Consider the following 21668-nt stretch of genomic DNA (forward strand, 5'->3'; position numbering starts at 1 on the left):
TCCCTCCTTTATTAACCAGCGAGACTCGCAATCTTTGAAACAATCATATTGGCTACGACTGTTTTTTTATAATCCTCAGTTGTAAATGCATCTGTGTCAGCATGAAACTCTGCTTTTATTGCTTGAAAAAGGTTGGTTAATAATTCATTTGTTAAAGTTGAACCTTGCAATAATTCTTCACATTCGTACAGCCTTTGAGGCTGTGTTGTACCTCCTCCTGCCGCAAGCCGCACATACACTGCCTCCTTTTGCTCATTTAGCTGGCAACAGCCGGAGATTGTAACAATACTAGGGGTAAACGCCTCTCTAAACCCGTGCTTTTTATAAAAGAAGCTTTTCCTATCAAGTTCAAGACGATCTGGTACGAATATAGTAGTCAGAATCAGGTCGTTTGAGGAATATCTGCACGTTGATAACGTTTCAGATTGAACATCGCTTCCATTGTAAAAGGAAACGGAAGCATCGAGGGCGAAAAGGGCGGGAATTAAATCTCCAAATCCACCTGCAATATTCCCGCCAATCGTTGCCCGGTTACGTATTGCTGGTGCCGCTACATTTTTTACTGCTTCCTCTAATAGGGGGATTTTTTTGATAAGTGAAGGATGATCCTTACACGCCGCTAGTGTAGTTAATGCACCAATACGGATACCAGCTTCTCCGTTAAAAATGACATTCTCACAGCCCTGCATTTCTTTCATTTGTTCCAAACTAATTAAATGCCCGGGATATTCCATCCCTTTTTGCCACTGAGTCTGCAAGAGTGTTCCTCCCGCGATGATACACGCATCAGAGCCTAATTGTTGTTTTAATTGCCAGGCGCTGACAACATTATCTGGAAACCAAACTGCAGGTGAGTTTAGCATTGTCGCTCCCTGCCTAATCATATGTCGGACCAGCTCCCTTCTTTAGCTACAACCATTTCTACACTCTGAGAATTCTTTCTTTGTATTAGTTCGGCCACTATACTGATGGCGATTTCTTCTGGTCCTTCTGCCCCGATAGATAATCCAGCAGGGCTGTTAATGTCCGGAGGAATTTCACTGCCCTCAAGCAGGCGCTGTGTCCTTTCTTTGGAACCCAGTATACCTAGATAAGCTAACGTTTGATCTTTTATAAGATTCAGCAATTCTTGATCTCTTTGAAAATGATGTGTAAGGACGATGGCAAAGTCTTGATTGGACAATGCAAGCATGGGCATCACTTCACCGGGAAAACCCACGATTACTTGATTTGCATCTGGGAAAAATTCCTTCTTACATAACGATGAGCGCCAATCCACCACAAGTACAGAAAAGCCGGCTAGAGATGCCATCTTGACTAATGGGACTGCATCCCTACCAGCTCCAAAGACAATTAAACGCGGTTTAGGCTCAAAGCAATGGATATAAAAATCAGCTGATAATTCCGAAAAGCAGGTAATTCCGCTTTTTGGAGTGCTTTGATGCAACTCATTTAAAAGTCTTTTCATTTGTGAGGATACTCTGCCATGCCATTTGCCAAATAGTTGTTGATCATCTGTGATAAACAAATAATCGGATACAGAATAATCTTTGGTTAACTTTTTTATCATTGTTACTCTTTTTCCATTTTCAAGATGGAATTTTAATTTAGAAAGATGCTCACGAAGGCAGGCATCAATTGGTTCCAAAAGGACGCTGATGACACCATTGCAGCCTGCCCCCCATGAAAGATCGTCTTCCGCCCTTAAATCATAAACCACCGTTTTGGTAGTTCTTTGGTTAATGATTTCATGCACCTGATACGACAAATCCGTCTCAAGACAGCCGGCACTTAAAAGACCTATTTGAGCTCCATCTCCTCGGAACAACATAGAAGTACCTTCTTTTCGATAAGCTGACCCTTCTACACGAATGATCGTAGCAAGAACACTGTTATGGGCAAACTCCTCAATTGCCTCTAAAATCTCATGAATCTCTTCCATTACGAGACCCTCTTTCTTTTTTTTATTTATATAATAGACCTCCTAAAAACATCCATTTCCTTTTTCTCTAATTTGGGTCTCAGAATGGAATAGTGAGAATATGTACTTAATGGTAAGTGTTAAACTTTCTTTCATCAGCTTTGCACTAATAATATCCAAATGGGGAGATAGCTTCTACATTGGTGTCATAAAACCTAACATGAAATTTATGGATATGAGAAAATACCTCTAGATTTTAATAGTAAAAACCGAAAAAAGTCTGTAAGAAATCCTTACATCAATAAAGAAAAGATGTGTGAGTTATTGAATAATATATTTCAAGTTTAAAAGGAAAAAAGTGCTTTTTCCTCATTTCAAAAAGATAAATGTTTAATTTAGAAAAGATTGGAGAGATTATTATGTCAGTGGATAAATTTATGGAGGAAGCCATAGATGTAGCTCTAACAAATGTGATGAACAGCCATGGTGGACCATTTGGTGCCATTGTTGTAAAAGAAGGAAAGATTATTGGAAGAGGGCGTAATGAAGTGACAGCTTCAAACGATCCGACCGCCCATGCTGAAGTACAAGCGATTCGTGAAGCCTGCCAGCATCTAAACACCTTTCAGCTTGATGATTGTGAAATCTATACGAGCTGTGAACCATGCCCCATGTGCATTGGTGCCATCTATTGGGCTCGTCCAAAGGCTGTTTATTATGCCTGCACAAAAGAAGACGCAGCGAAAATTGGCTTTGATGATCAATTTATATATGAGGAACTCGCACTCCCTATGGAGTATCGTAAAATCCCAATGAAACAAATTTTCCCTGCCAATGGCGACCTGCCATTTAGAACGTGGGAGAAGTCACAAAACAAAGTTGAATATTAATCTAACAAAAGAGGATGTTGAATAATGGAGAGAAATCAAATAACGAGAAGAATCTCTGTTGCATCTGGAAAAGAACCTGCTGATACTGTCATTAAAAACGGAAAAATTATCGATGTTTTTAATGGGGAGATCATAGAAGGAGATATCGCCATTGTAGATGGTTATATTGCAGGGATTGGAGACTATTGTGGAAAAAACATTATTGATGCAAAAGGCAGTTATATATCTCCTGCTTTCATTGATGGTCATGTTCATATTGAATCCTCTACGGTAACAGCCAAGGAATTTGCTAAGGTCCTTCTCTTACACGGAGTTACGACCGTGATATGTGATCCGCACGAAATTGCAAATGTATCAGGTGTTTCCGGCATTCAATATATGCTTGATTCCACTGAAAACCTTCCTTTTGGCTTTTATTTCATGCTTCCTTCCTGCGTTCCCGCAACAGCCTTCGAACATTCTGGTGCGATCCTTACAGCTGAGGATTTAAAGCCTTTTTATAATCACCCGCGCGTTCTAGGATTAGCAGAAGTAATGAATTCCCCCGCTGTTGTAAACATGGATCATGATATGCTAAAAAAAATATCTGACGCAACAGATTTGGGTAAAAAAGTAGATGGGCATGCAGCAGGTTTAAAGACGAGTGATTTAAATGTATATATGTCCGCAGGTATTCGAACCGATCATGAGAGTACCACGGCTGATGAAGCAAAAGTGCGTCTTCGTAGGGGCATGTATTTGATGATTCGTGAAGGCACGGTAGCGAAAGACTTGCATCAGTTAATTCCGGCCGTGAATGAGCGCAATGCCCGCCGGTGTCTATTTGTAACAGATGATAAGCACCTTGATGACCTTGTTCACGAAGGTAGTATAGATCACAATGTTCGGCTGGCCATCGCTGCAGGGCTCTCTCCTTTAACTGCTATTCAAATGGCCTCTATAAATGCTGCAGAATGTTTTGGTCTTACGGATAAAGGAGCCATTGCCCCTGGGTATAAAGCGGACTTCATCTTTTTGGATAACCTCGAAACAATCAAGATAACAGAGGTATATAAGGATGGATTGGCAGTCGTGAAGGACGGTTTACTGTGCATTGAAGTTAACAACAACATTCCCTCTATATCTGAAGCGATTAAGAAATCTGTTCATTTTGCAGATTTAACCGAAAGTAAGTTTGATATCCCTTTAAAGGGGAGCAAGGCAAATATCATTGAGATTATTCCTAATAGCCTGGTAACGAACCATAGAATTGAACAGGTTGAAACCTCGGATGATGGATTTTTTCAAGCGTCGGTTCGGAACGATCAATTAAAGTTAGCTGTTATTGAACGTCATCATATGACTGGATTCATTGGCTTGGGTATTGTGAAAGGTCTAGGTCTGAAATCAGGTGCTTTAGCGACCACCATTGCCCATGATTCTCATAATCTTATTATTGCGGGAACGAACAATTCTGATATGATAGTGGCGGCTAAGACAATAAAAAATATGCAAGGTGGGATGGTCGTAGTGAATCAAGGAGAAGTTATTGCCTCTTTAGAACTATCGATCGCCGGGTTAATGTCTGATCGCCCTTATATGGAAGTGTATAAGAAACTAAATGAGATTAATGCGGCTCTTTCTAAGTTAGGAGCTCACGGTCACTTTAATCCATTTTTAACGCTATCCTTTTTATCCCTGCCAGTCATACCGGAGTTAAAGCTCACGGATCAAGGTCTGTTTCAGGTTTCAGCATTTAAGCATATTAGTAATGATGTATTCAAATAGCGCGTTAACTAGAGAGATGTTTAAATCTTCATTTTTTGTAGAAGAACACACGATACATTTTTAGTTTTGAAGGTATCGTGTGTTTTTTGTTTAGTTTGGCGGAGATGATGTATGTTAGAGCTTGAGGAGTTTTCAAATTGAGATTTGCAGCTATAGTCTTGGGGTGTTTGGATGGATGGATGGTTTGGACAGGGGGCGTTGGGTTTAGTCTTAGCTTCTTGAATCTATGGGGCATTCGGACAGGGATCTTCCATTTTGGGCTTATACTGTCCGAATACCCGGCTCTTTCGGACTGGGATCTTCCATTTTGGGCTTGAACTGTCCGAATAGACTGCTCTTTCGGACAGAGACCTTCCATTTGGGGCTTGAACTGTCCGAATACCCGGCTCTTTCGGACAGAGACCTTCCATTTGGGGCTTGAACTGTCCGAATACCCGGCTCTTTCGGACTGGGACCGTAGATTTTGGGCTTGAGCTGTCCGAATACCCTGTCCATTCGGACAGAGACCTTCCATTTGGGGGCTTGGACTGTCTGTATTCAACGGATCATTCGGACAGTTCTGACTGAACTTTCCCTTCTCCTGACCAATTACCCTGCTTAAACCTAGTCTCTCCTCAGACTGTCTAAAATCCCAATGATAGTTAAAATCCTATAAAGCAATCGATTCCTGATTACTAACCACTTTTTTACTATAATAACGGTCAACCATATAGCCGTTTAACGAGGCGAGTATCTGCTGGAACAGCATAGCAACTACAACCGGGACAGCCACCGCTGCAGGGAAAAAGGAAACAGCTAAAACAGCTCCCGCGCTAATATTTCTCATCCCACCTGTAAACGTTAGAGTAATGACGGTCCCCTGTTCCCTTTTCATTAATCGTCCTATGAAGAAGGAAAATAAATACCCTGTTAACGCAATGAAAAAGACTACTACTATTATACCAACCAGCTTCAGATTAAAGTTTTTCAAATATGGAGCTACAACTGCTCCATTCAACATCACAACAATTCCAAGGCAAATTTTTGAAAAAGGAGCAAGCGTGGGACCAAATTGTTGTTTAACCTTCCCTTTTGTAAGCTGATTTAACGTCATACCCAACAATGATGGGATGACAACCATTCCCAGCATTCCTTTCATAATACTAAACGTATCCATCTCTACCTTTTGCCCAATAAGCAAGGAAAGAGTCAAGGGAACAATGATTGGAGATAATAATGTATCTATTAAAATAATCGATAAGACCAATGGGATATTCCCTTTATAAATAGAAACCCAAATAAAGCTCGTGACCCCTGTTGGAATGACCATACCTAGAACAAGACCTGTAATTGTATACACATCTCCTGAAAAGGCAATATGACCAACACCCCATGCCCAAAGCGGCATAAGAATGTGTAAGATCGACAACGCTAAGATAATAGGAAATGGATGCGTAATAACATCCTTCAATGAGCGAAAACTTGAACTCAAACTGCCTTCAAAGGTCATAAAGGCAAAGAACCATGGAATTAAAAAAGAAAAGTCTTTTAAATAAGTGCTGAGCAGCACACCTAAAACAACACCAACTGGGGTAATAAGTGGCATAATTTTGACAAGTCGTTTATTTAAACTTTGCAGCATGAACGTCTCTCCTCCCGTAACAAAGATAACACAATTTTATAGACGGGAAGGGAAAATTTTTCGGATATCGAAAAATTTTCTTTAATGCCTTGGAGCCCAAAGAATAACAGTCACACCAAGCAGGCATATCACGGCACCAATCCAATCGAATAGATCAGGAGTCTTTTTATCGACTCCCCAGCCCCATAACACAGCTAGTACAATAAAGACGCCCCCATAGGCAGCATAAACTCTTCCAAACGATGGGAAATGTTGAAAAGTAGGGATTACTCCATATATGACTAAAATCATTCCGCCTACGACCCCATACCACCATGGCTTGTCCTCCCGCAGCCATAGCCAAATCAAGTATCCCCCGCCAATTTCAGCTAATCCAGCAAAAATAAACAATATGATTGCTTGTATAATAAGAACCACTCACCTTTAAAATCTATAATCTATTTCAATCTATACATTATCCTACAACTAATTGTTCTTGGGCAATCTCCCCCTTTTCCAAGGTCCACATCCAACCCATAAGTAACCATATTCCTCCTTATTTCATAGGGTATATTGCCTTGTTTTTTGAAAAGAAAGGAGAAAGACATGTACTTCAACCCTTATCATTATTACCCGGTTGGTCCTCCCACTCCAGCATACCCGACATATACCGTTAATTATCCAGTCTCCCGTACGTATCCTTCCGTTGATACAAAGATATTTGAAGGATCTATCAAATCGTTTCGCCTGTTAATGGAACAAGGAAGTATCTTATTAGACCGACTAGGAAATGTTTCATTTGCGCGAAAAATTATGAGTGCGGCACAGCAGGGAAAAAATGCCGAAGTAGATCAATTAATTAAAACAATCGGTTTAAAAGTGCCGGTTGTAACTCATTTTACACCAACTGGCGTAAACTTTACCCTAACCACACAAGTTACTCAGCAGCAGCCGATTCACTGCTGTACCTTGACGGTTGCGATGCAGTGGGGACACTAACAGGCCAACTAGCTTTAGGAAATAGCTGCCGCTCCAAAAGCTAGCGCGGCTATATTTTTTCTTAATGTCTTATACAAGCCTTCAAAGAATATGGTAAAAGAGACCACAGGTGAATTCCTACTATTGTTATCGGACAGTTGGGTGTACAATGTAATCTGTATTTAATAAGTTAATAGAGCAAAGGGGACACAGGTTTGGAGGATAAATCTAATCAATACCAAGAACAAACACTGTTTAGTATTTCTTGGCCACTTTTTATTGAACTTTCGTTACATATGGGGATCGGCATTATTGCCACCTTCATGATAGGTCATTACTCGGATTCAGCCGCAGCAGGAGTAGGGGTGGCCAATCAGCTATTAAATATCTTTATTCTTGTGTTTAATGTAACTTCCATTGGGGGGACTGTTTTAATCAGCCAGAACCTTGGTGCTGGCCGCCTAAAAAATGCTAGAGAGTTGGCACGTACAGTTTTTGCCTTGAACGTTTGGTTTGGTCTCATCGTGGCGGCAATCGTTTTCTTCTTCGGTGAACAGCTTTTACAACTGTTCAATATTCATGGTAAAGTATTTGACTATGGATTAACCTTTCTTCGGATTTGCGGCATTTCCCTCTTCTTCGAATCCATTTCTCTTGCCCTTAGTGCCGTCTTACGGAGCCATGGGTATACAAAAGAATCGATGCTCGTAACGATGATGATGGACTTTATCAGTATAGGCGGAAATATCCTTGCGATTACCGGGATTTTTGGTTTACCCATTACCGGTGTAACAGGAGTATCCTGGGCCATTGTGATTGCACGTGCTTTTGCCGTTTTAGCCTTAATTTATCTAGTATATAACCGCCTGGCTTTAAAACTGGAAATACAGGATGTGTGGAGTGCTAAAAAGGAAAATATAAAAGGGCTGCTGGGTATTGGCATCCCGTCAGCAGGGGAGAATCTTTCCTATCAATTCTCTCAGTTGATTATTACCAGTATCGTTGTATCAATGGGCACTGCTTCCCTTACAGCACGTGTTTATGTGTTAAATATCAACTATATTTGTTTCCTGTTTACTGTGGCCATTGCCCAAGGAACACAGTTGTTAGTTGCCCGATACATTGGAGGCAAGCAGTTTGACCGTGCATTAAAGCGCGGTATTCGCACCTTAAAAATTGCCATGGCTGCCTCAACACTAACAGCCTTGGTCATTGCATTGATTGGTTCTCCTATATTAGAAACTTTTACTAAGAACCCAGAAATCATTGCGATCGGTCTACCTGTCTTATGGGCCATTGTCTTTGTGGAACCAGGAAGAGCCATGAATATTGTTTTGATGAGTTCACTTAAATCAGCTGGCGATGTTCGTTTCCCAGTAGTAATCGGCATCTTGTCTATGTGGGGGATTGCGGTCTCACTGAGCTACCTGCTTGGAGTGCATTACGGTCTAGGATTAGTAGGTGTTTGGCTTGCCTCAGGTACGGACGAATGGCTGCGGGGATGTTTCGCTTTAAAGCGGTGGTTAATGAAACCATGGGAGCGCCGCAAGTTGGCAAAGGCTGAAGTTACCATATAAATAGTAATGGCCGCATGTAAAAAGACGATTCGAATTTGAATCGTCTTTTTGATTTAGCTCTCCATTTTTATTTCAAGAAATAGACCCTTGTTTCATATGGCTTTAAGGTACTTTCTCTTCTTAATTTCTTATCGGCAGTATCATAATTATGCAAAACCAATTCAGAGAAAGAATACAAGACATTGGCAGGAACTTTCATTCTAGTTGATTTTTCACTAAAATTGTTAATCACGATCGCTTTACGTCCCCCAAGACGACGAGTGTAAACAAATAAGTGCTTGTGATTCGGTAATAGCAACTCATAGGTTCCATATACAAACAGTGGGTTATCTTTCCGTAACTGAATCAACTTTTTATAAAAAGATAGAATGGAGTCAGGATCATTTATTTGAGACTCAACATTAATCTCTTTATAGTTTGGATTTACCCCTAACCATGTTTGATTAGCAGTCGTAAATCCTCCCATATGAGATGCATCCCATTGCATTGGAGTCCGGGCATTGTCACGGCACTGTTTCCAAATAATCGGCATTATTTCATCATGTGAGCGTCCCTTTTCGGTTTCCACCCTATAATAGTTAACCATTCCAACATCATTGTAATCTTCAATAGATGGGAATTGAACATTAGTCATCCCAATTTCCTGGCCTTGATAAATAAATGGTGTACCCTGCATGAGGAAGTATAAGGCCCCCAGCATTTTGGCACTTTCTTTCCAAAGTTTTTGGTCATTTCCCCAGCTTGAAACGCGGCGCGGCTGGTCATGATTTTCGATGAATAAGGCATTCCAACCTCTGCCTTCTAAGCCCTTTTGCCATTTTGTTAAATTTCTCTTTAATGCACGTACATCCACACGTCCATCGCCATCTTTATCCCAAAGACTTAAGAATTCAAATTGAAAAATCATATTGAAATAGCCGTTTTCTTCCCCGACCCATTTATCAGCATCATCAAGCCCTACACCGTTTGCTTCACCAACAGTCATGATGTTGTAGTTTTTGATGGTTTTTTGCGAGAATTCTGTAAGAAATTCATCAATTCCTTCCACATTCATCATCTTTGGAAAGCAAGATACATAATCCAAATTTTTAGGATTTGGCATATCAGGGAATCCCGGTTCTTTTTTAATATGGGAAATGGCATCTACACGGAAACCGTCAATCCCTTTATCCAGCCACCAATTGACCATATCATATAAAGCATTTCTGACTTCAGGGTTTTCCCAATTTAAATCTGGCTGACGAGTGGAAAAGATATGCATAAAATATTGATCCGTTTCCTCATCATACTTCCAAGCCGGACCGCTGAAAATCGACTCCCAATTGTTTGGTTCTTTTCCATCCTTACCATCTCTCCAGATATACCAATCACGTTTTGGATGATCCTTAGATGAACGTGATTCAATAAACCAAGGATGCTCGTCACTTGTATGATTAATAACCAAGTCTAAGATTAATTTCATTCCACGCTGATGAACCCCCTCAAGGAGTTCATCAAAATCAGCCATTGTCCCAAATTCGTCCATAATATCTTGATAATCGGAAATATCATAGCCATTATCATCATTGGGAGATTTGAACATTGGCGATAACCAAATAACATCAATTCCAAGCTCTTTTAAGTAATCCAACTTGGAAGTAACACCTTTTAAATCACCGATTCCATCGCCGTTGCTATCCTTAAAGCTTCTTGGGTAGACCTGGTAGGCAACACTTTCTTTCCACCACTTTTTATTCATATGGCACCTCTAATACTTGATGTTTTTCCTGAGGGTTATACCCACCACATTTGAGAAACAGGCTGTTCAATTAAGACAGATTTTAAATTGGTCACAGCTCTTGCGAATCCTTCATCAATGGACATAATTGGATCTTCATGCTCAATACTAACTACATAATCATATCCATATGTGCGAAGGGCGCTCATCATGTCAGACCATTCTTTTAAGCTATGTCCACAGCCTACCGAACGGAAGGTCCATGCCCGTGACTGCACCTCTCCATATGGCTGCATATCTGTTAACCCATACATATTCACATTTTCTTGATCAATGTAAGTGTCCTTTGCATGGAAATGATGGATCGCATTTTCTTTTGCTAAAATTTTTATCGCTGCTACTGGGTCAATTCCCTGCCACCATAAGTGGCTCGGATCTAAATTAGCTCCAATTGCATCACATGTTTCTTGGCGCAATTTTAATAATGTATAAGGTGTATGAACTAAAAAGCCCCCATGAAGTTCAAGTCCAATTTTCACATTGTTTTCTTTTGCATATTGGCCAACTTCTTTCCAATAAGGAATCAGCTTTTCTTCCCATTGCCACTTCAGAACATCACCGTATTCATTTGGCCATGGAGTAACAGGCCAGTTTGGATACTTGGCTCCTTCGTGGTCACCTGCTGTACCTGAAAAACAGTTTACAACGGGAACATTCAGTAACGATGCCAATTTAATGGTTTTTAAAAGTGTTAAACGTGAGTTTTCAGCAAATTCTTTTTCTGGGGAAATGGGATTTCCATGGCAGCTGAACGCACTGATGATTAAACCGCGTTCTTCCACTTTTTGAATATATGCCCGTCTTGCCTCTTCATTTTCCAATAATAAATCTAAATCACAGTGACTGTTCCCAGGATAGCAGCCGGTGCCGATTTCAACTGCATGTAAACCTGCTTTTTGGACAGTATCTAACATTTCCTCGAAGGATTTTTCCGCAAATAATACAGTAAAGACGCCTAGTTTCATATGAATATCTCCTCACTTTTTAATAGTTGTGATTTTAATATAAAAAGGACAGAGTTGACCGCGAACTGCTGCCAACTCTATTTTTATGCTTTTGTTAACATAGATGTTGATTTCCGCTCCAGGCGCTCAGCAAAGCCGCGGGCGTGCCGGCGCGAGCCTCCTCGGCGCTTTTGCGCCTGCGGGGTCTCCCCTGCCCCGTACTCCCGCAGGACATTGGAATTCTTCCTCGAATCCGCCCGCGCACGAAGAAAATGCGATAGCATTTTCGAGGAGTCGAGCGCCTTCCGCTCCAATCAACATCGTTACAAAATCAACAATCGCATTTTAAAAATCTATCTTACTTGAACAATTTGCTTTGTTTCGTTTGATTTAAGAGCGGCGAGAATCACCTCTAAGGACTTCATTCCTTCTTCACCCGTTACAGCAGGCTCTTGATCTTGTAGAACGGCATTAACAAACTTCTCGATGACGTGGGAATTGCTCTGACCTCCAGCATCATTCGATTGGATTTTTCCTAGCTCATATTTAACGACTTCACCAGTGCTATATTGAACAACAAGAGAATTAATCGGATCATCTTCTAGGCGAAGGATCGCTTTCTCCCCATAAATAATCGTTGAATTATCTTCTTTGCTCACATAGGCCCAGCTTGCCGCAAGTGTACCGATGATGCCGCTTTCTGTTTTCAGTACGCAAACGGCATTGTCGTCCACATCGGCAAAATCCTTTGCATTTGTTTCAACAAATGAACCAACTTCCGTAATTTCTTCACCAAGTACATATCGAATTAAATCCGCTTTGTGGACACCTAAGTCTCCCATGGCCCCGACGAATGCTTTTTCCTTTTGAAAGAACCAGCCCTCTTTTCCTTCGACACTCCAGTTTTCCGGACCACCATGGCCAAAAGCTGTGCGGAAGCTATAAATCTTGCCGATTTCTCCACTTTGGATCAATTGACGGGCTTTCTGGTGGGAAGGTACAAAGCGCTGATTATGACCAATCATTAATTTTTTTCCGTTTTTTTCTGCAGCAGCAATCATGGCCTCTGCTTCTTCTTTAGAAGTTGCCATTGGTTTTTCGCATAGCACATGGAGCCCAGCCTCTAAGGCAGCAATCGAGATAGGCGCGTGAAGGTAGTTTGGTGTACAAACACTCACTGCCTCCACCTCGCCACTTTTCAAAAGCTCGTTATAGTCTGTATAGGAAATAACTCCATATTTTTCCGCTACTTCCATTGCCCGTTCTTGATTGATATCGCAAACAGCCACAAGTTCCACATTGGGATTGACTTGATATTCTGGCAAATGGCGATGCTGAGCGATACTTCCGCAACCGATAACACCAATTCTTAACTTTTTCATCTTAGTTTCCTCCCTTAATTTCTTCGAGTGGTTTAGCATTTCCGTAAACTGGCCGCTCGCGTTTAACGGGCGCTGCCCATTTCACCGCATTAATGATCACTTGCTGAATTTGTTTATTATGATAAGTCGGATATGTTTCATGACCGGGTCTAAAGTAAAATACTTTTCCGTTTCCGCGCTTGTAGGTACAACCGCTGCGGAAGACTTCTCCACCTTCAAACCAACTGGTAAAAATCAGTTCATCAGGCTGCGGGATATCAAAATGCTCCCCATACATTTCTTCATGTTCTAATTCAATATATTCAGGGATTCCTTCGGTAATAGGATGACTTGGACTCACCACCCAAAGGCGTTCCTTTTCACCGGCTTCCCTCCATTTTAAATCACAGCTTGTTCCCATTAAGGTCTTAAAGATCTTTGAAAAATGACCGGAGTGAAGAACAATTAGCCCCATCCCATTAAGAACACGCTGTCTAACCTTCTCGACAATTCCATCTTTTACTTCACTATGTGCAAGATGTCCCCACCATACTAATACATCGGTGTTATTTAGAACTTCATCTGTCAAACCATGTTCCGGCTCATCAAGAGTAGCTGTTTTTGTATCAAAACCTTCAGACTCGAGGAAGCCAGCGATTGCTCCATGGATCCCTTTAGGATAATTATCTCTTACGACTGGATCTTTTTGTTCATGACGGTTTTCGTTCCATACCGTTATTTTCAACATGATTGGTCACTCCTTTTCAATGTCCACTTTTAATTTTAAAGAATGCTAGAATAATTGAAACTGCTTACATTGACAAACAGGGTGCAAAATATTGAACAATCTTATTTACTTATCAGATGAGGATGCTTTGTTTTTAAATAATTCATACTCATTTCGATACTTTCAAATGGGGTACGCCTGCTTACATCTTGCTCAACAATCCACCACTGAATATTCGTTTCTTCTCCCATTTGAAGCACTGCTTCAAGGTCGACACCCCCTGTACCAAGTTCCGCAAAAAATTGTTCTTCATCTGTGGTCATATCTTTCAAATGGATAAGCGGTGTTCGATTCTTATATTTTTCTATCCACTCTGCCGGCTTTTGGCCCGCTTTAGTCAGCCAATAAATATCAAACTCTGCCTTGACCATCTCAGGGTTTGTTTTATCAAAAATGGCTTCAAGTACCATGCGACTGTCAGATAAACGCTCTAGTTCGAAATCGTGATTATGGTAGCAAAGCGAAATCCCTTCACGGCGGCAAGTCTCACCTAATTGGTTTAAAATCGAAAAAAGTGCTTTATAGTCATTTTCACTACGTCGATCTGGCATTAAATAGGGTACTACCACATATTTGCTTCCTAATATTTTTTGATCTTCAATCACCTGTGCTAGATTGCTTTCCAATTGTTCAAGTGGAACGTGACAGGCTGCAGCCTTAAGTCCGACTTCATCTAATAAACCTTTTAATTCCATTGCTGTTAATCCGTTAAACCCAGCAAGCTCAACACCATCAAAACCAAGCTCTGCCACCTTTTTTAAAGTACCTGCGAAATCTTTCGCACTTTCTTCACGTAATGTGAACATTTGTAATGCTACTGGTATGTTTCTCATCCTTACTCCTCCATTTCAAAAACTCACTATTTGATAACAGCTTATTTTGTTTATCTATAGTTACACGTAGATGATATAATTTAAATATCTACTATTTTGCTACATTTTTTAAAGCGAGGAAAAAAATGACTACAAATATCCTTTTTTGCGGCTATTCCTATCATACAAAGGGCTATCACTCCCAATATAAAGCCGGATACCCATCCTATCTGTTTCGTCTGCAAACAGAAGGAATATGTGAGGTAGTCGTAAAAGGAATAAAAATAAAACTACAAAAAGGTGATCTCCTCCTTATTAAACCGGGAGATCATTATGAACTTCTTGTCTTAGATGATCAAATCAGCGGAGACTATCACATAGGCTGTGAGGGAACGTGGCTCGACGAATGGTGGAACCGCTCAGATAAACCGCCCATATCTCACATTGATTTGGATGAAAAGCTGCTGGTTCTATGGCGCCAAATCATGATGGAAAAACGCCGCCCTGACTCTAACCAAAACGAAGAGCTCACCGAGTATTTATTCCGGGCACTTTGTTTAACCCTGGAACGAGCTGTCAGTGAAACCGTCCCCTCCTACCATTATCCTTATCCAGTTACACGGATGATGCGATATATTGAGGAGCATGCTACAACCGCGTTTAAAGTGGAGGATGTCGCAAAACATGCCGGACTTAGTGTCTCAAGGTCCGTTCATCTATTTAAAAGCTCTGTCGGGAAAACTATTATGGAATACACTCAGGAAATCCGCTTGGCCGCTGCCCTCGAGCGAATGAAATACACGACCCATACACTTGAACAAATCGCTGAGGACTGCGGTTTTGGTACCTATCCTTATTTTCACCGAGTGTTTAAAAAGAAATATGGTGTTGCCCCTGGAATGTACCGCCGGATGGAATAATAAGAAAAGCGCAAGGCGCTTAGACTTCGGCGACAAGCACAAGACGAGCCGGCCGAAAGGTTGTTCTTTAACCTTTTGGACGGATTGATCTAAATGTGGAAGCGACTGTTCTGGGACTCTAGGCTAAGATGCACCCTGTAAGAAGGCGCTTTTTGCCTTCTTCAGGGGGGGATTAGACTTCGAGTCCCAAGGAGCCGCAACTGAATAAGCTTGTGACCTCGAGCCGATGGCGCCTGGAGCTGGACAATTCTCGAAGTCCAAATTTATACATTCTTGTAAAAAAGGCTAAAAACATCCGTTTTTCTAGCCTTTCCTCTTCTTATTATCTAGTTTTTTGCTGGTACAAGATCAAAGTCTTGAATGACTTGGTTTGTTTCAGCAGATTTAAAAATGGTTTCCATCAATCGAAGGACACGTAAAACTTCCTCGTTTTTCACGATTGGTTCAGCACTTCCTTCAACCACTGATACTACATTTTCATAAAAGCTTTCCATCGTTTTTACGACTTTAGGCAAATCAGATGTACTCACGGCTTTTTCAGATGGAGGAGCCATGGTCTTTGTTAAGCCCTGCCCTGCTTTAATCGGTTTTGGGGCTTCTACTTCTCCCGAATTTTGAGTCACAATTTTACCATTAATATCCCAATCATGAATGACCGCTGTACCTTTTGTTCCTTTTGTATACCAACGCGGCAGTTGAATGAAGTTAGTGGTTCCAACTTCCACTAACGAAGTGATACCGTTCTCAAATGTGATAAACACTTGGAACCCATCATCTACGTCGTCTCCTAAAATATAACTAAAATTAGCATAGACACTGGTAATCTTGCTATCAATCATAAATAAGAGTTGATCTAATAAATGGACACCCCAGTCTAGTAGCATCCCGCCGCCGTACTCTTTCAGGTGGCGCCAATCTCCAGGAATCCCATTCGCCCCTTGAACCCGAGATTCAATATGAAAAACATCTCCGATAATCTGTTCGTCATAAATCTTTTTCATCGTGAGAAAGTCTTCATCCCATCTGCGGTTTTGATGCACTATAAATGCACGGTCATTTATTTTAGCAGTTTCCATGATTTCTACTAAATCAGCACTATAAATAGTAACGGGTTTTTCACAAATAACATGCTTTCCGGCGTTCAAAGCTGCGATGGCAATATCTTTATGTACATCATTAGGGGTGGCAATAAGAACAAAATCAACCGCATCATCAGATAAAACAGCAGCTAAGCTTTCATAGGTCTTGTATCCATCAGCCATGGAAGCTGTTCTTCTATCCTCCGATATGTCATAAGTTCCACTTACCTCTATGTTTTGGTTTCCTTTTAATAGGTGTTTTGCATGATAACTCCCCATACCACCATAACCTACAATAACTAAATGATAGTTTTGACTTGTCATTTTTGATTCTCCTTTTTTTACGTGGAATCGTTTTAATTTCTAAATTAATCTTATATGGTTTATAGGTGCTAGAACATAGACCATCTAATGAAAACATATACTATTTTGCTATTATTCTTTTACAGAACCAGAAGTTAATCCTGATACAATTCTCCTTTGGAATATGAGAACCATAATGACGAGCGGAACACTTACTACGACTGTTGCGGCTGCAATTTCACCCCATGGAATGGTAAATTGCCCCTGGAACATAGCAATTCCAATCGGTACCGTCTTATACTTATCGTCTGTATTGATGGTAAGGGCAAAAAAGAACTCATTCCATGCTGCAATGAAAACAAGAATAGCGGTTGTAAATATTCCTGGTAATGCAAGCGGCATAATAACCTTCCAAAAGGTTTGCATCAAAGTGGCCCCGTCTATTTTGGCCGCTTCTTCAAGATCGAGCGGTATTTTACGGAAAAAGGTTACTAAGATCCAAATCGACAGCGGCAGCGTGAAGGTTGAATATGGGATAATCAGTCCTAAATAGGAGTTGGTGAGTCCAAGATTCTTTAAAAAGATATAAATGGGTGTAATCGTTGCAATTTGTGGAAACATCGAGACTGATAGAACAATCCCAAGGATAAATGTTTTTCCTTTAAATTGGAGTCTCGCAATGGCATATGCAGCAAACGACGCAACGATAACGGCATACACCGTTGTAATGGTTGAAACCACTGTACTATTCCATAAATATCGTAAAAACGGATGTTCAAAGAAAACCGATTGATAATTCTCCAATGTCGGATGTGAGGTGTAAGGTGTGAATGCCTTATCCCCAAACAATTCAGTAGCTGGTTTTATGGAACTAATCAGCATCCATAAAAATGGAAACATGACAACAAAGACAAACAAGATGAGAAACACATAAAACAATGGACTTGCTTTTTTCTGCATGTTAAAATCCCCCCTTAAAAAATGGTGTAAGGTCGATTCCCCTTATCGGTCATTTAGTAAATCTCTGCCCAAAAACTTGATATAAATCATTGAAATAATGGCTACGCAAATAAATACAATGACAGAGAGGGCAGAACCATCACCAAAATTCGTTTGAGAAAACATCACTTTATAAGCGAGAATAGAAATGGTTTCAGTAGAGTTGGCAGGTCCACCACCGGTTAGAACGTAAATCAAGTCAAATACGCGGAAAGCGTCAAGTGTTCTAAATAGAAGTGCAACAAGTATGCTTGACTTTAATAAAGGCAAAGTAATTTTCATGAATTGTTTCCATTTTCCTGCACCATCAATGGAAGCTGCCTCATAAAGGGAGTCCGGAATGGTTTGGAGCCCCGCTAATAGCAGCAAAGACATGTACGGAGTGGTCTTCCATACATCAGAAAAGATGACCGAAAACATAGCTCCCGTGTCAGTTACAAGAAGTTTTTCCATCTTATCAACTAACCCAATATCGGCAAAAATTTTGGCGACAATACCATTTTGACCATCGTATAAAAACTTCCACATAAGTGCGGAAACTGCGGTAGGAATAGCCCAAGGAATCAGAATGCTTGCCCTAATGAGACCACGTCCAATGAATGCCTTATTGATTAAAAGGGCAATCGCTAGTCCAAGAACGAGTTCCACAAAGACTGAGATAATTGTAAATGTGGTAGTATTTCCGATTGCCTTCCACATTCTGCTTGAGGTTAAATTCTCTTTATAATGTTGGAAGCCGATAAAATTAGGCTGTATAAGCGCGTCTCCATATCCTGAAGCTAAACCAAGGAGTTTCTTCTCTTGAGAAAACTTAACCTTAAGGGATAATTTCTGGATTTTATTATCGATAATTTCAGATGTATTTTCATATTCCTTAGCCATTGTTCTGTTAATTTCTACAATGCTTAAATCGGAGCTAACCTGTTCAAAATTCATTAACTTATCGTTAACGGAATCATATTTTGAACTGATATCAGATTTACTGTGAATCTTTTTATCTAAGGATTGAAGTTGATTTTTAATGGGTTGAAGCTCTTTGGCGCCATTTCCATTCTTGATTTCATTGTCAATGGCTCCAATTAAAAACGGATAGTTATTCAGATAGCGTTCCAGGTCGATATCATAACTTAAATGGACTTCTGATTTTGTAGGATTGTTTAATTTTAAATCAAACAAACTAAAATAAAAGGATTGCAATACAGGCCAAATGGCTATGAGGAAGATTAAGATCATAGCAGGTGCCACAAGATAATATCCTGCCGTTTTCTCCGTAAAGAGTTTTTTCATTTTCTTTTTCGAGGTCATAGAGGTATTTCTAATGGGTGCTTTATAATCATCTGTTTCTACTTTAAGGGCACTATTTTTCACGTTAACCCCTCCTTTTTAGGGATTTAAACGGATTAGCCCTCCAAGAGGAAGGCTAATCCCAGCTTCTAACTATTACTTCTTAAGGGCTGCCTTCATTTCTTTTTCCATATTTTGAGCCGCTTGTTCCACGGTTTGTTCCCCTGCAATGGCTTTTGAAATATTAATTTGAATAATCTCAGAAATCTCAGGGTAATTTGGAGCGACTGGTCGAGAAACTGCTGCACTTAAGCCTTCTACGAAGCCTTTATCAGCAAAAGTTGGGTTCGCTTTAAGAATCTCTGGATCTTGGTAAAGCTTTGTAATAGTTGGAGCGTGTCCGCCGTAGATGGCATCAATCTTTTGCCCCTCAGCTCCTGCCATAAACTTTAAGAATTCCCAAGCTTCTTTAGGATGCTTGGAATACTTATTGATACCAGCCATCCAACCGCCTAGTGCCGCCGCAGATCCTTTATCACCTGCTGGAAGCGGTGCTACACCAACCTGTCCTACAATCTTGGACTTGTCTTTATCATTTGCACTAGCATATTCATATGGCCAGTTACGTAAGAATACAGTTTGGCCTTCAATAAAGGCTTGGTCTGATTCCACTTCAGTAAAGGTTGTGACATTACCTGGTACTACCTCTGACTTAGCTACCTCAACTAATTTCTTTAAACCTTTAATTGCTTCTGGACTATTAACGGCTACGTTGCCATTTTTATCAATAAATGCTCCGCCATAAGAAGCAACAAATTCTACAGCATTACACACAAGACCTTCATATTGTTTAGCTTGGAATACATAACCAAATTGTGTGTTACCTTGTCCCTTCTTTTCCTTTGCCTTTGCCAATAACTCATCCCAGGTTTTTGGGACTTCGTCTGCTTTAACTAAGTCTTTTCGATAGTATAGTAGACCTGCATCAACAAATTTAGGAAGGGCCCATTGTTTGCCGTTAAACTGGGCTGCATTTAAAGCTCCCTGGTTATATTCACTTAAGTCAATTCCATCCTGCTGGATAAAGCGGTCAAGTGGAAGCACATAACCAGCCTGGGCAAATTCAGCGGGCCAAATAACATCCATATCAATAACATCAATTTCAGAAGATTTCGCATTAAAAGCCGTAATATATGCATCATGCTGCTTTCCTGTATCGGACGGCATTTCCCGGAACTCAACATCAATATTTGGATGGGACGCTTCAAAGGCTTCCACCATTTTTTCTGTTCCCTTTGTTACATCCTTCCCACGCGCATATACTAATTTTACTTTTTGCTCTGTTGCTGTCTTGGTCTTATCTCCAGCTGACTTTTCCTGTGAACTTGTTTGGTCGGAACTACAAGCAGCTAGTGCCAAGGATAATGTAGCAAATACGGCTAAAAGTTTTGCTTTTCTCGTCTTTTTCAATGTTCTTCCCCCTTATATTGAAATCGATTTCAATTTTGACATAGTTGAATCTCTAATTACCAAATCATAGGGTAATAGAATCTCTTGGTGGGTGACATCTTTTTTTAAGTTAATATAATCAATCATTACTTCCATTGCTGTCTTTCCAAGTTCTTCAATGGGTTGTTTAATGGTTGTGAGAGCCGGCTCTACCACTCTAGCAATGGGCTGGTCATCAAAACCAAGGATGGCAATATCACTTGGTACATTTTTACCCATCGCTTTAGCTGCCATAATCATTCCCGCTGCGACCTGGTCACTCCCAGTAAAAACGGCTGTAGGTGCATCTTTCAAATTCATCATCGTTCTGAATACCCTTTTACCGTCCTCAATGTCGAATACATTTGAAAATATCCATTCCTCATGAACCAAAAGTCCACTTTCAACAAGAGCTTTCCTGTAACCGGCCTGTCGATCTTTAGCTAAGTTACTTTTATCACCACAGGTACACGCGATTCTTTCATGACCTTGTTCAATTAAGTGCCGTGTTCCTATGTAGCTCGCCTCAAATTGATCCATCCGAATAATTGGTACATTTGAGTTTCTTTCATATTCATTGCATAGGACCATGGGGCCAAACGCTGAATATGGTTCAATTTGTTTCCAATCATTTTCATAGGAAGTTAATATTAAACCATCTACTTGTTTTGTTCTTAATAGTTCCAGGAAATCCAGTTCCTTTTGCTTACTATATCTTGTTTGGCAAATAAGTAACTGAAAATGGTTCGTAGTTGCTACCATATCCATCGCCTCTAGTAAATAGGCGAAAAATGGATTGGTAAGGACCGGAACTATTATCGCAATGGTGTCTGTTCTTTGGTTCCGAAGCCTTTGAGCAGTTGTATTTGGAACATACTTTAACGATTCCATTGCTTCCCGAACCAACCTTTTCTTATGCTCCGTTACATTTGGGTGGTTGTTAAGTACCCTTGAAACGGTAGCTCTTGAAAGCCCTGCTCTTTTTGCTACATCAGCAATCGTTGCCAAACAAAATTCCCCCTTTTCCCTCCTCTTAAAAAGATTTCTCTCTACTTGTAATCGATTTCAAGTAAGCGATTACATTTTTTACTTTAATGGATTTACCTCCCAATTTCAACATAATTTTTTATAAAAGTAATAGATTTCAAAGTTTATATAATAGCCTTAAAATCTATCTAAAT

At 40.4% G+C, this 21668-nt stretch carries 20 protein-coding genes; 5 read left to right on the forward strand and 15 right to left on the reverse strand.

Going from position 1 to position 21668, the window contains the following annotated elements; translation table 11 throughout:
- Positions 1-11 precede the first annotated feature (11 nt).
- Positions 12-884, reverse strand: a complete 873-nt coding sequence (locus JOC76_RS01095) for an FAD binding domain-containing protein (RefSeq protein ID WP_205175381.1) — start codon at positions 882-884, stop codon at positions 12-14.
- On the reverse strand, positions 881-1942 hold the full coding sequence (locus tag JOC76_RS01100; protein ID WP_205175384.1) for an XdhC family protein: 1062 nt from the start codon (positions 1940-1942) through the stop codon (positions 881-883). Before JOC76_RS01100 ends, JOC76_RS01095 begins: the two co-directional genes overlap by 4 nt.
- Positions 1943-2340: 398 nt before the next feature.
- On the opposite strand from JOC76_RS01100, the gene JOC76_RS01105 reads away from it, so the two are divergent.
- Together JOC76_RS01105 and ade are read left to right on the forward strand one after the other, a co-directional pair.
- Positions 2341-2811: a nucleoside deaminase gene (locus JOC76_RS01105; protein ID WP_205175715.1), complete on the forward strand. Its 471-nt coding sequence runs from the start codon at positions 2341-2343 to the stop codon at positions 2809-2811.
- A 24-nt stretch (positions 2812-2835) separates the two neighbouring features.
- Positions 2836-4578 (forward strand): adenine deaminase, encoded by a 1743-nt coding sequence (gene ade, locus JOC76_RS01110; protein ID WP_205175386.1) that lies wholly within the window; start codon positions 2836-2838, stop codon positions 4576-4578.
- Positions 4579-4839: 261 nt separating this feature from the next.
- On the opposite strand, the gene JOC76_RS01115 is transcribed toward ade, so the two are convergent.
- From JOC76_RS01115 to JOC76_RS01125, 3 genes are all read right to left on the reverse strand, one after another.
- A complete protein-coding gene (locus JOC76_RS01115; protein WP_205175388.1) occupies positions 4840-5073 on the reverse strand; it encodes a hypothetical protein in 234 nt (77 codons plus the stop codon).
- 154 nt (positions 5074-5227) lie between these two features.
- Positions 5228-6199 (reverse strand): bile acid:sodium symporter family protein, encoded by a 972-nt coding sequence (locus tag JOC76_RS01120; protein ID WP_205175390.1) that lies wholly within the window; start codon positions 6197-6199, stop codon positions 5228-5230.
- Positions 6200-6280: 81 nt separating this feature from the next.
- Positions 6281-6607, reverse strand: coding sequence for a YnfA family protein (locus JOC76_RS01125; protein WP_205175716.1), 327 nt, complete (start codon positions 6605-6607; stop codon positions 6281-6283).
- A 177-nt stretch (positions 6608-6784) separates the two neighbouring features.
- Between JOC76_RS01125 and JOC76_RS01130 the strand changes: the two genes are divergently transcribed.
- Positions 6785-7177 carry a YuzC family spore coat inner layer protein gene (locus JOC76_RS01130; RefSeq protein ID WP_205175392.1) on the forward strand — a complete coding sequence of 131 codons (393 nt, stop codon included), beginning with the start codon at positions 6785-6787 and terminating at the stop codon, positions 7175-7177.
- 194 nt (positions 7178-7371) lie between these two features.
- Positions 7372-8733, forward strand: a complete 1362-nt coding sequence (locus tag JOC76_RS01135; protein ID WP_205175394.1) for an MATE family efflux transporter — start codon at positions 7372-7374, stop codon at positions 8731-8733.
- Between the two features lie 67 nt (positions 8734-8800).
- On the opposite strand, the gene JOC76_RS01140 is transcribed toward JOC76_RS01135, so the two are convergent.
- From JOC76_RS01140 to JOC76_RS01160, 5 genes are all read right to left on the reverse strand, one after another.
- The gene (locus JOC76_RS01140) at positions 8801-10471 is read right to left on the reverse strand and encodes a glycoside hydrolase family 13 protein (RefSeq protein ID WP_205175396.1); all 1671 of its coding nucleotides are present in this window, start codon (positions 10469-10471) and stop codon (positions 8801-8803) included.
- A 35-nt stretch (positions 10472-10506) separates the two neighbouring features.
- Positions 10507-11475: a sugar phosphate isomerase/epimerase family protein gene (locus JOC76_RS01145; RefSeq protein ID WP_205175398.1), complete on the reverse strand. Its 969-nt coding sequence runs from the start codon at positions 11473-11475 to the stop codon at positions 10507-10509.
- A gap of 332 nt (positions 11476-11807) precedes the next feature.
- On the reverse strand, positions 11808-12836 hold the full coding sequence (locus JOC76_RS01150) for a Gfo/Idh/MocA family protein (protein WP_205175400.1): 1029 nt from the start codon (positions 12834-12836) through the stop codon (positions 11808-11810).
- Position 12837: 1 nt separating this feature from the next.
- Entirely contained in the window at positions 12838-13563 is a 726-nt protein-coding gene (locus JOC76_RS01155) for a ThuA domain-containing protein (RefSeq protein ID WP_205175401.1), read from the reverse strand.
- 101 nt (positions 13564-13664) lie between these two features.
- The gene (locus tag JOC76_RS01160) at positions 13665-14435 is read right to left on the reverse strand and encodes a sugar phosphate isomerase/epimerase family protein (protein WP_205175403.1); all 771 of its coding nucleotides are present in this window, start codon (positions 14433-14435) and stop codon (positions 13665-13667) included.
- A 125-nt stretch (positions 14436-14560) separates the two neighbouring features.
- Here JOC76_RS01160 and JOC76_RS01165 point away from each other — a divergent pair, with 125 nt between their 5' ends.
- Entirely contained in the window at positions 14561-15334 is a 774-nt protein-coding gene (locus JOC76_RS01165) for an AraC family transcriptional regulator (RefSeq protein WP_205175405.1), read from the forward strand.
- Positions 15335-15660: 326 nt separating this feature from the next.
- Here the strand turns inward: JOC76_RS01165 and JOC76_RS01170 are convergent, their stop codons facing one another.
- The 5 genes from JOC76_RS01170 to JOC76_RS01190 all read right to left on the reverse strand — a co-directional run bounded on the left by JOC76_RS01170 (position 15661) and on the right by JOC76_RS01190 (position 21495).
- Positions 15661-16737 carry a Gfo/Idh/MocA family protein gene (locus JOC76_RS01170; RefSeq protein WP_205175407.1) on the reverse strand — a complete coding sequence of 359 codons (1077 nt, stop codon included), beginning with the start codon at positions 16735-16737 and terminating at the stop codon, positions 15661-15663.
- 111 nt (positions 16738-16848) lie between these two features.
- Positions 16849-17676 carry a carbohydrate ABC transporter permease gene (locus tag JOC76_RS01175; RefSeq protein ID WP_205175409.1) on the reverse strand — a complete coding sequence of 276 codons (828 nt, stop codon included), beginning with the start codon at positions 17674-17676 and terminating at the stop codon, positions 16849-16851.
- A 42-nt stretch (positions 17677-17718) separates the two neighbouring features.
- Positions 17719-19002: a carbohydrate ABC transporter permease gene (locus JOC76_RS01180; protein ID WP_372441889.1), complete on the reverse strand. Its 1284-nt coding sequence runs from the start codon at positions 19000-19002 to the stop codon at positions 17719-17721.
- 153 nt (positions 19003-19155) lie between these two features.
- Positions 19156-20469, reverse strand: a complete 1314-nt coding sequence (locus JOC76_RS01185; protein WP_205175412.1) for an ABC transporter substrate-binding protein — start codon at positions 20467-20469, stop codon at positions 19156-19158.
- A 12-nt stretch (positions 20470-20481) separates the two neighbouring features.
- Complete coding sequence (locus JOC76_RS01190; RefSeq protein ID WP_205175414.1) at positions 20482-21495, reverse strand: LacI family DNA-binding transcriptional regulator; 1014 nt, start codon at positions 21493-21495, stop codon at positions 20482-20484.
- Positions 21496-21668: the final 173 nt, after the last annotated feature.

This window comes from Neobacillus cucumis (assembly GCF_016908975.1).
Classification (GTDB): domain Bacteria; phylum Bacillota; class Bacilli; order Bacillales; family Cytobacillaceae; genus Neobacillus; species Neobacillus cucumis.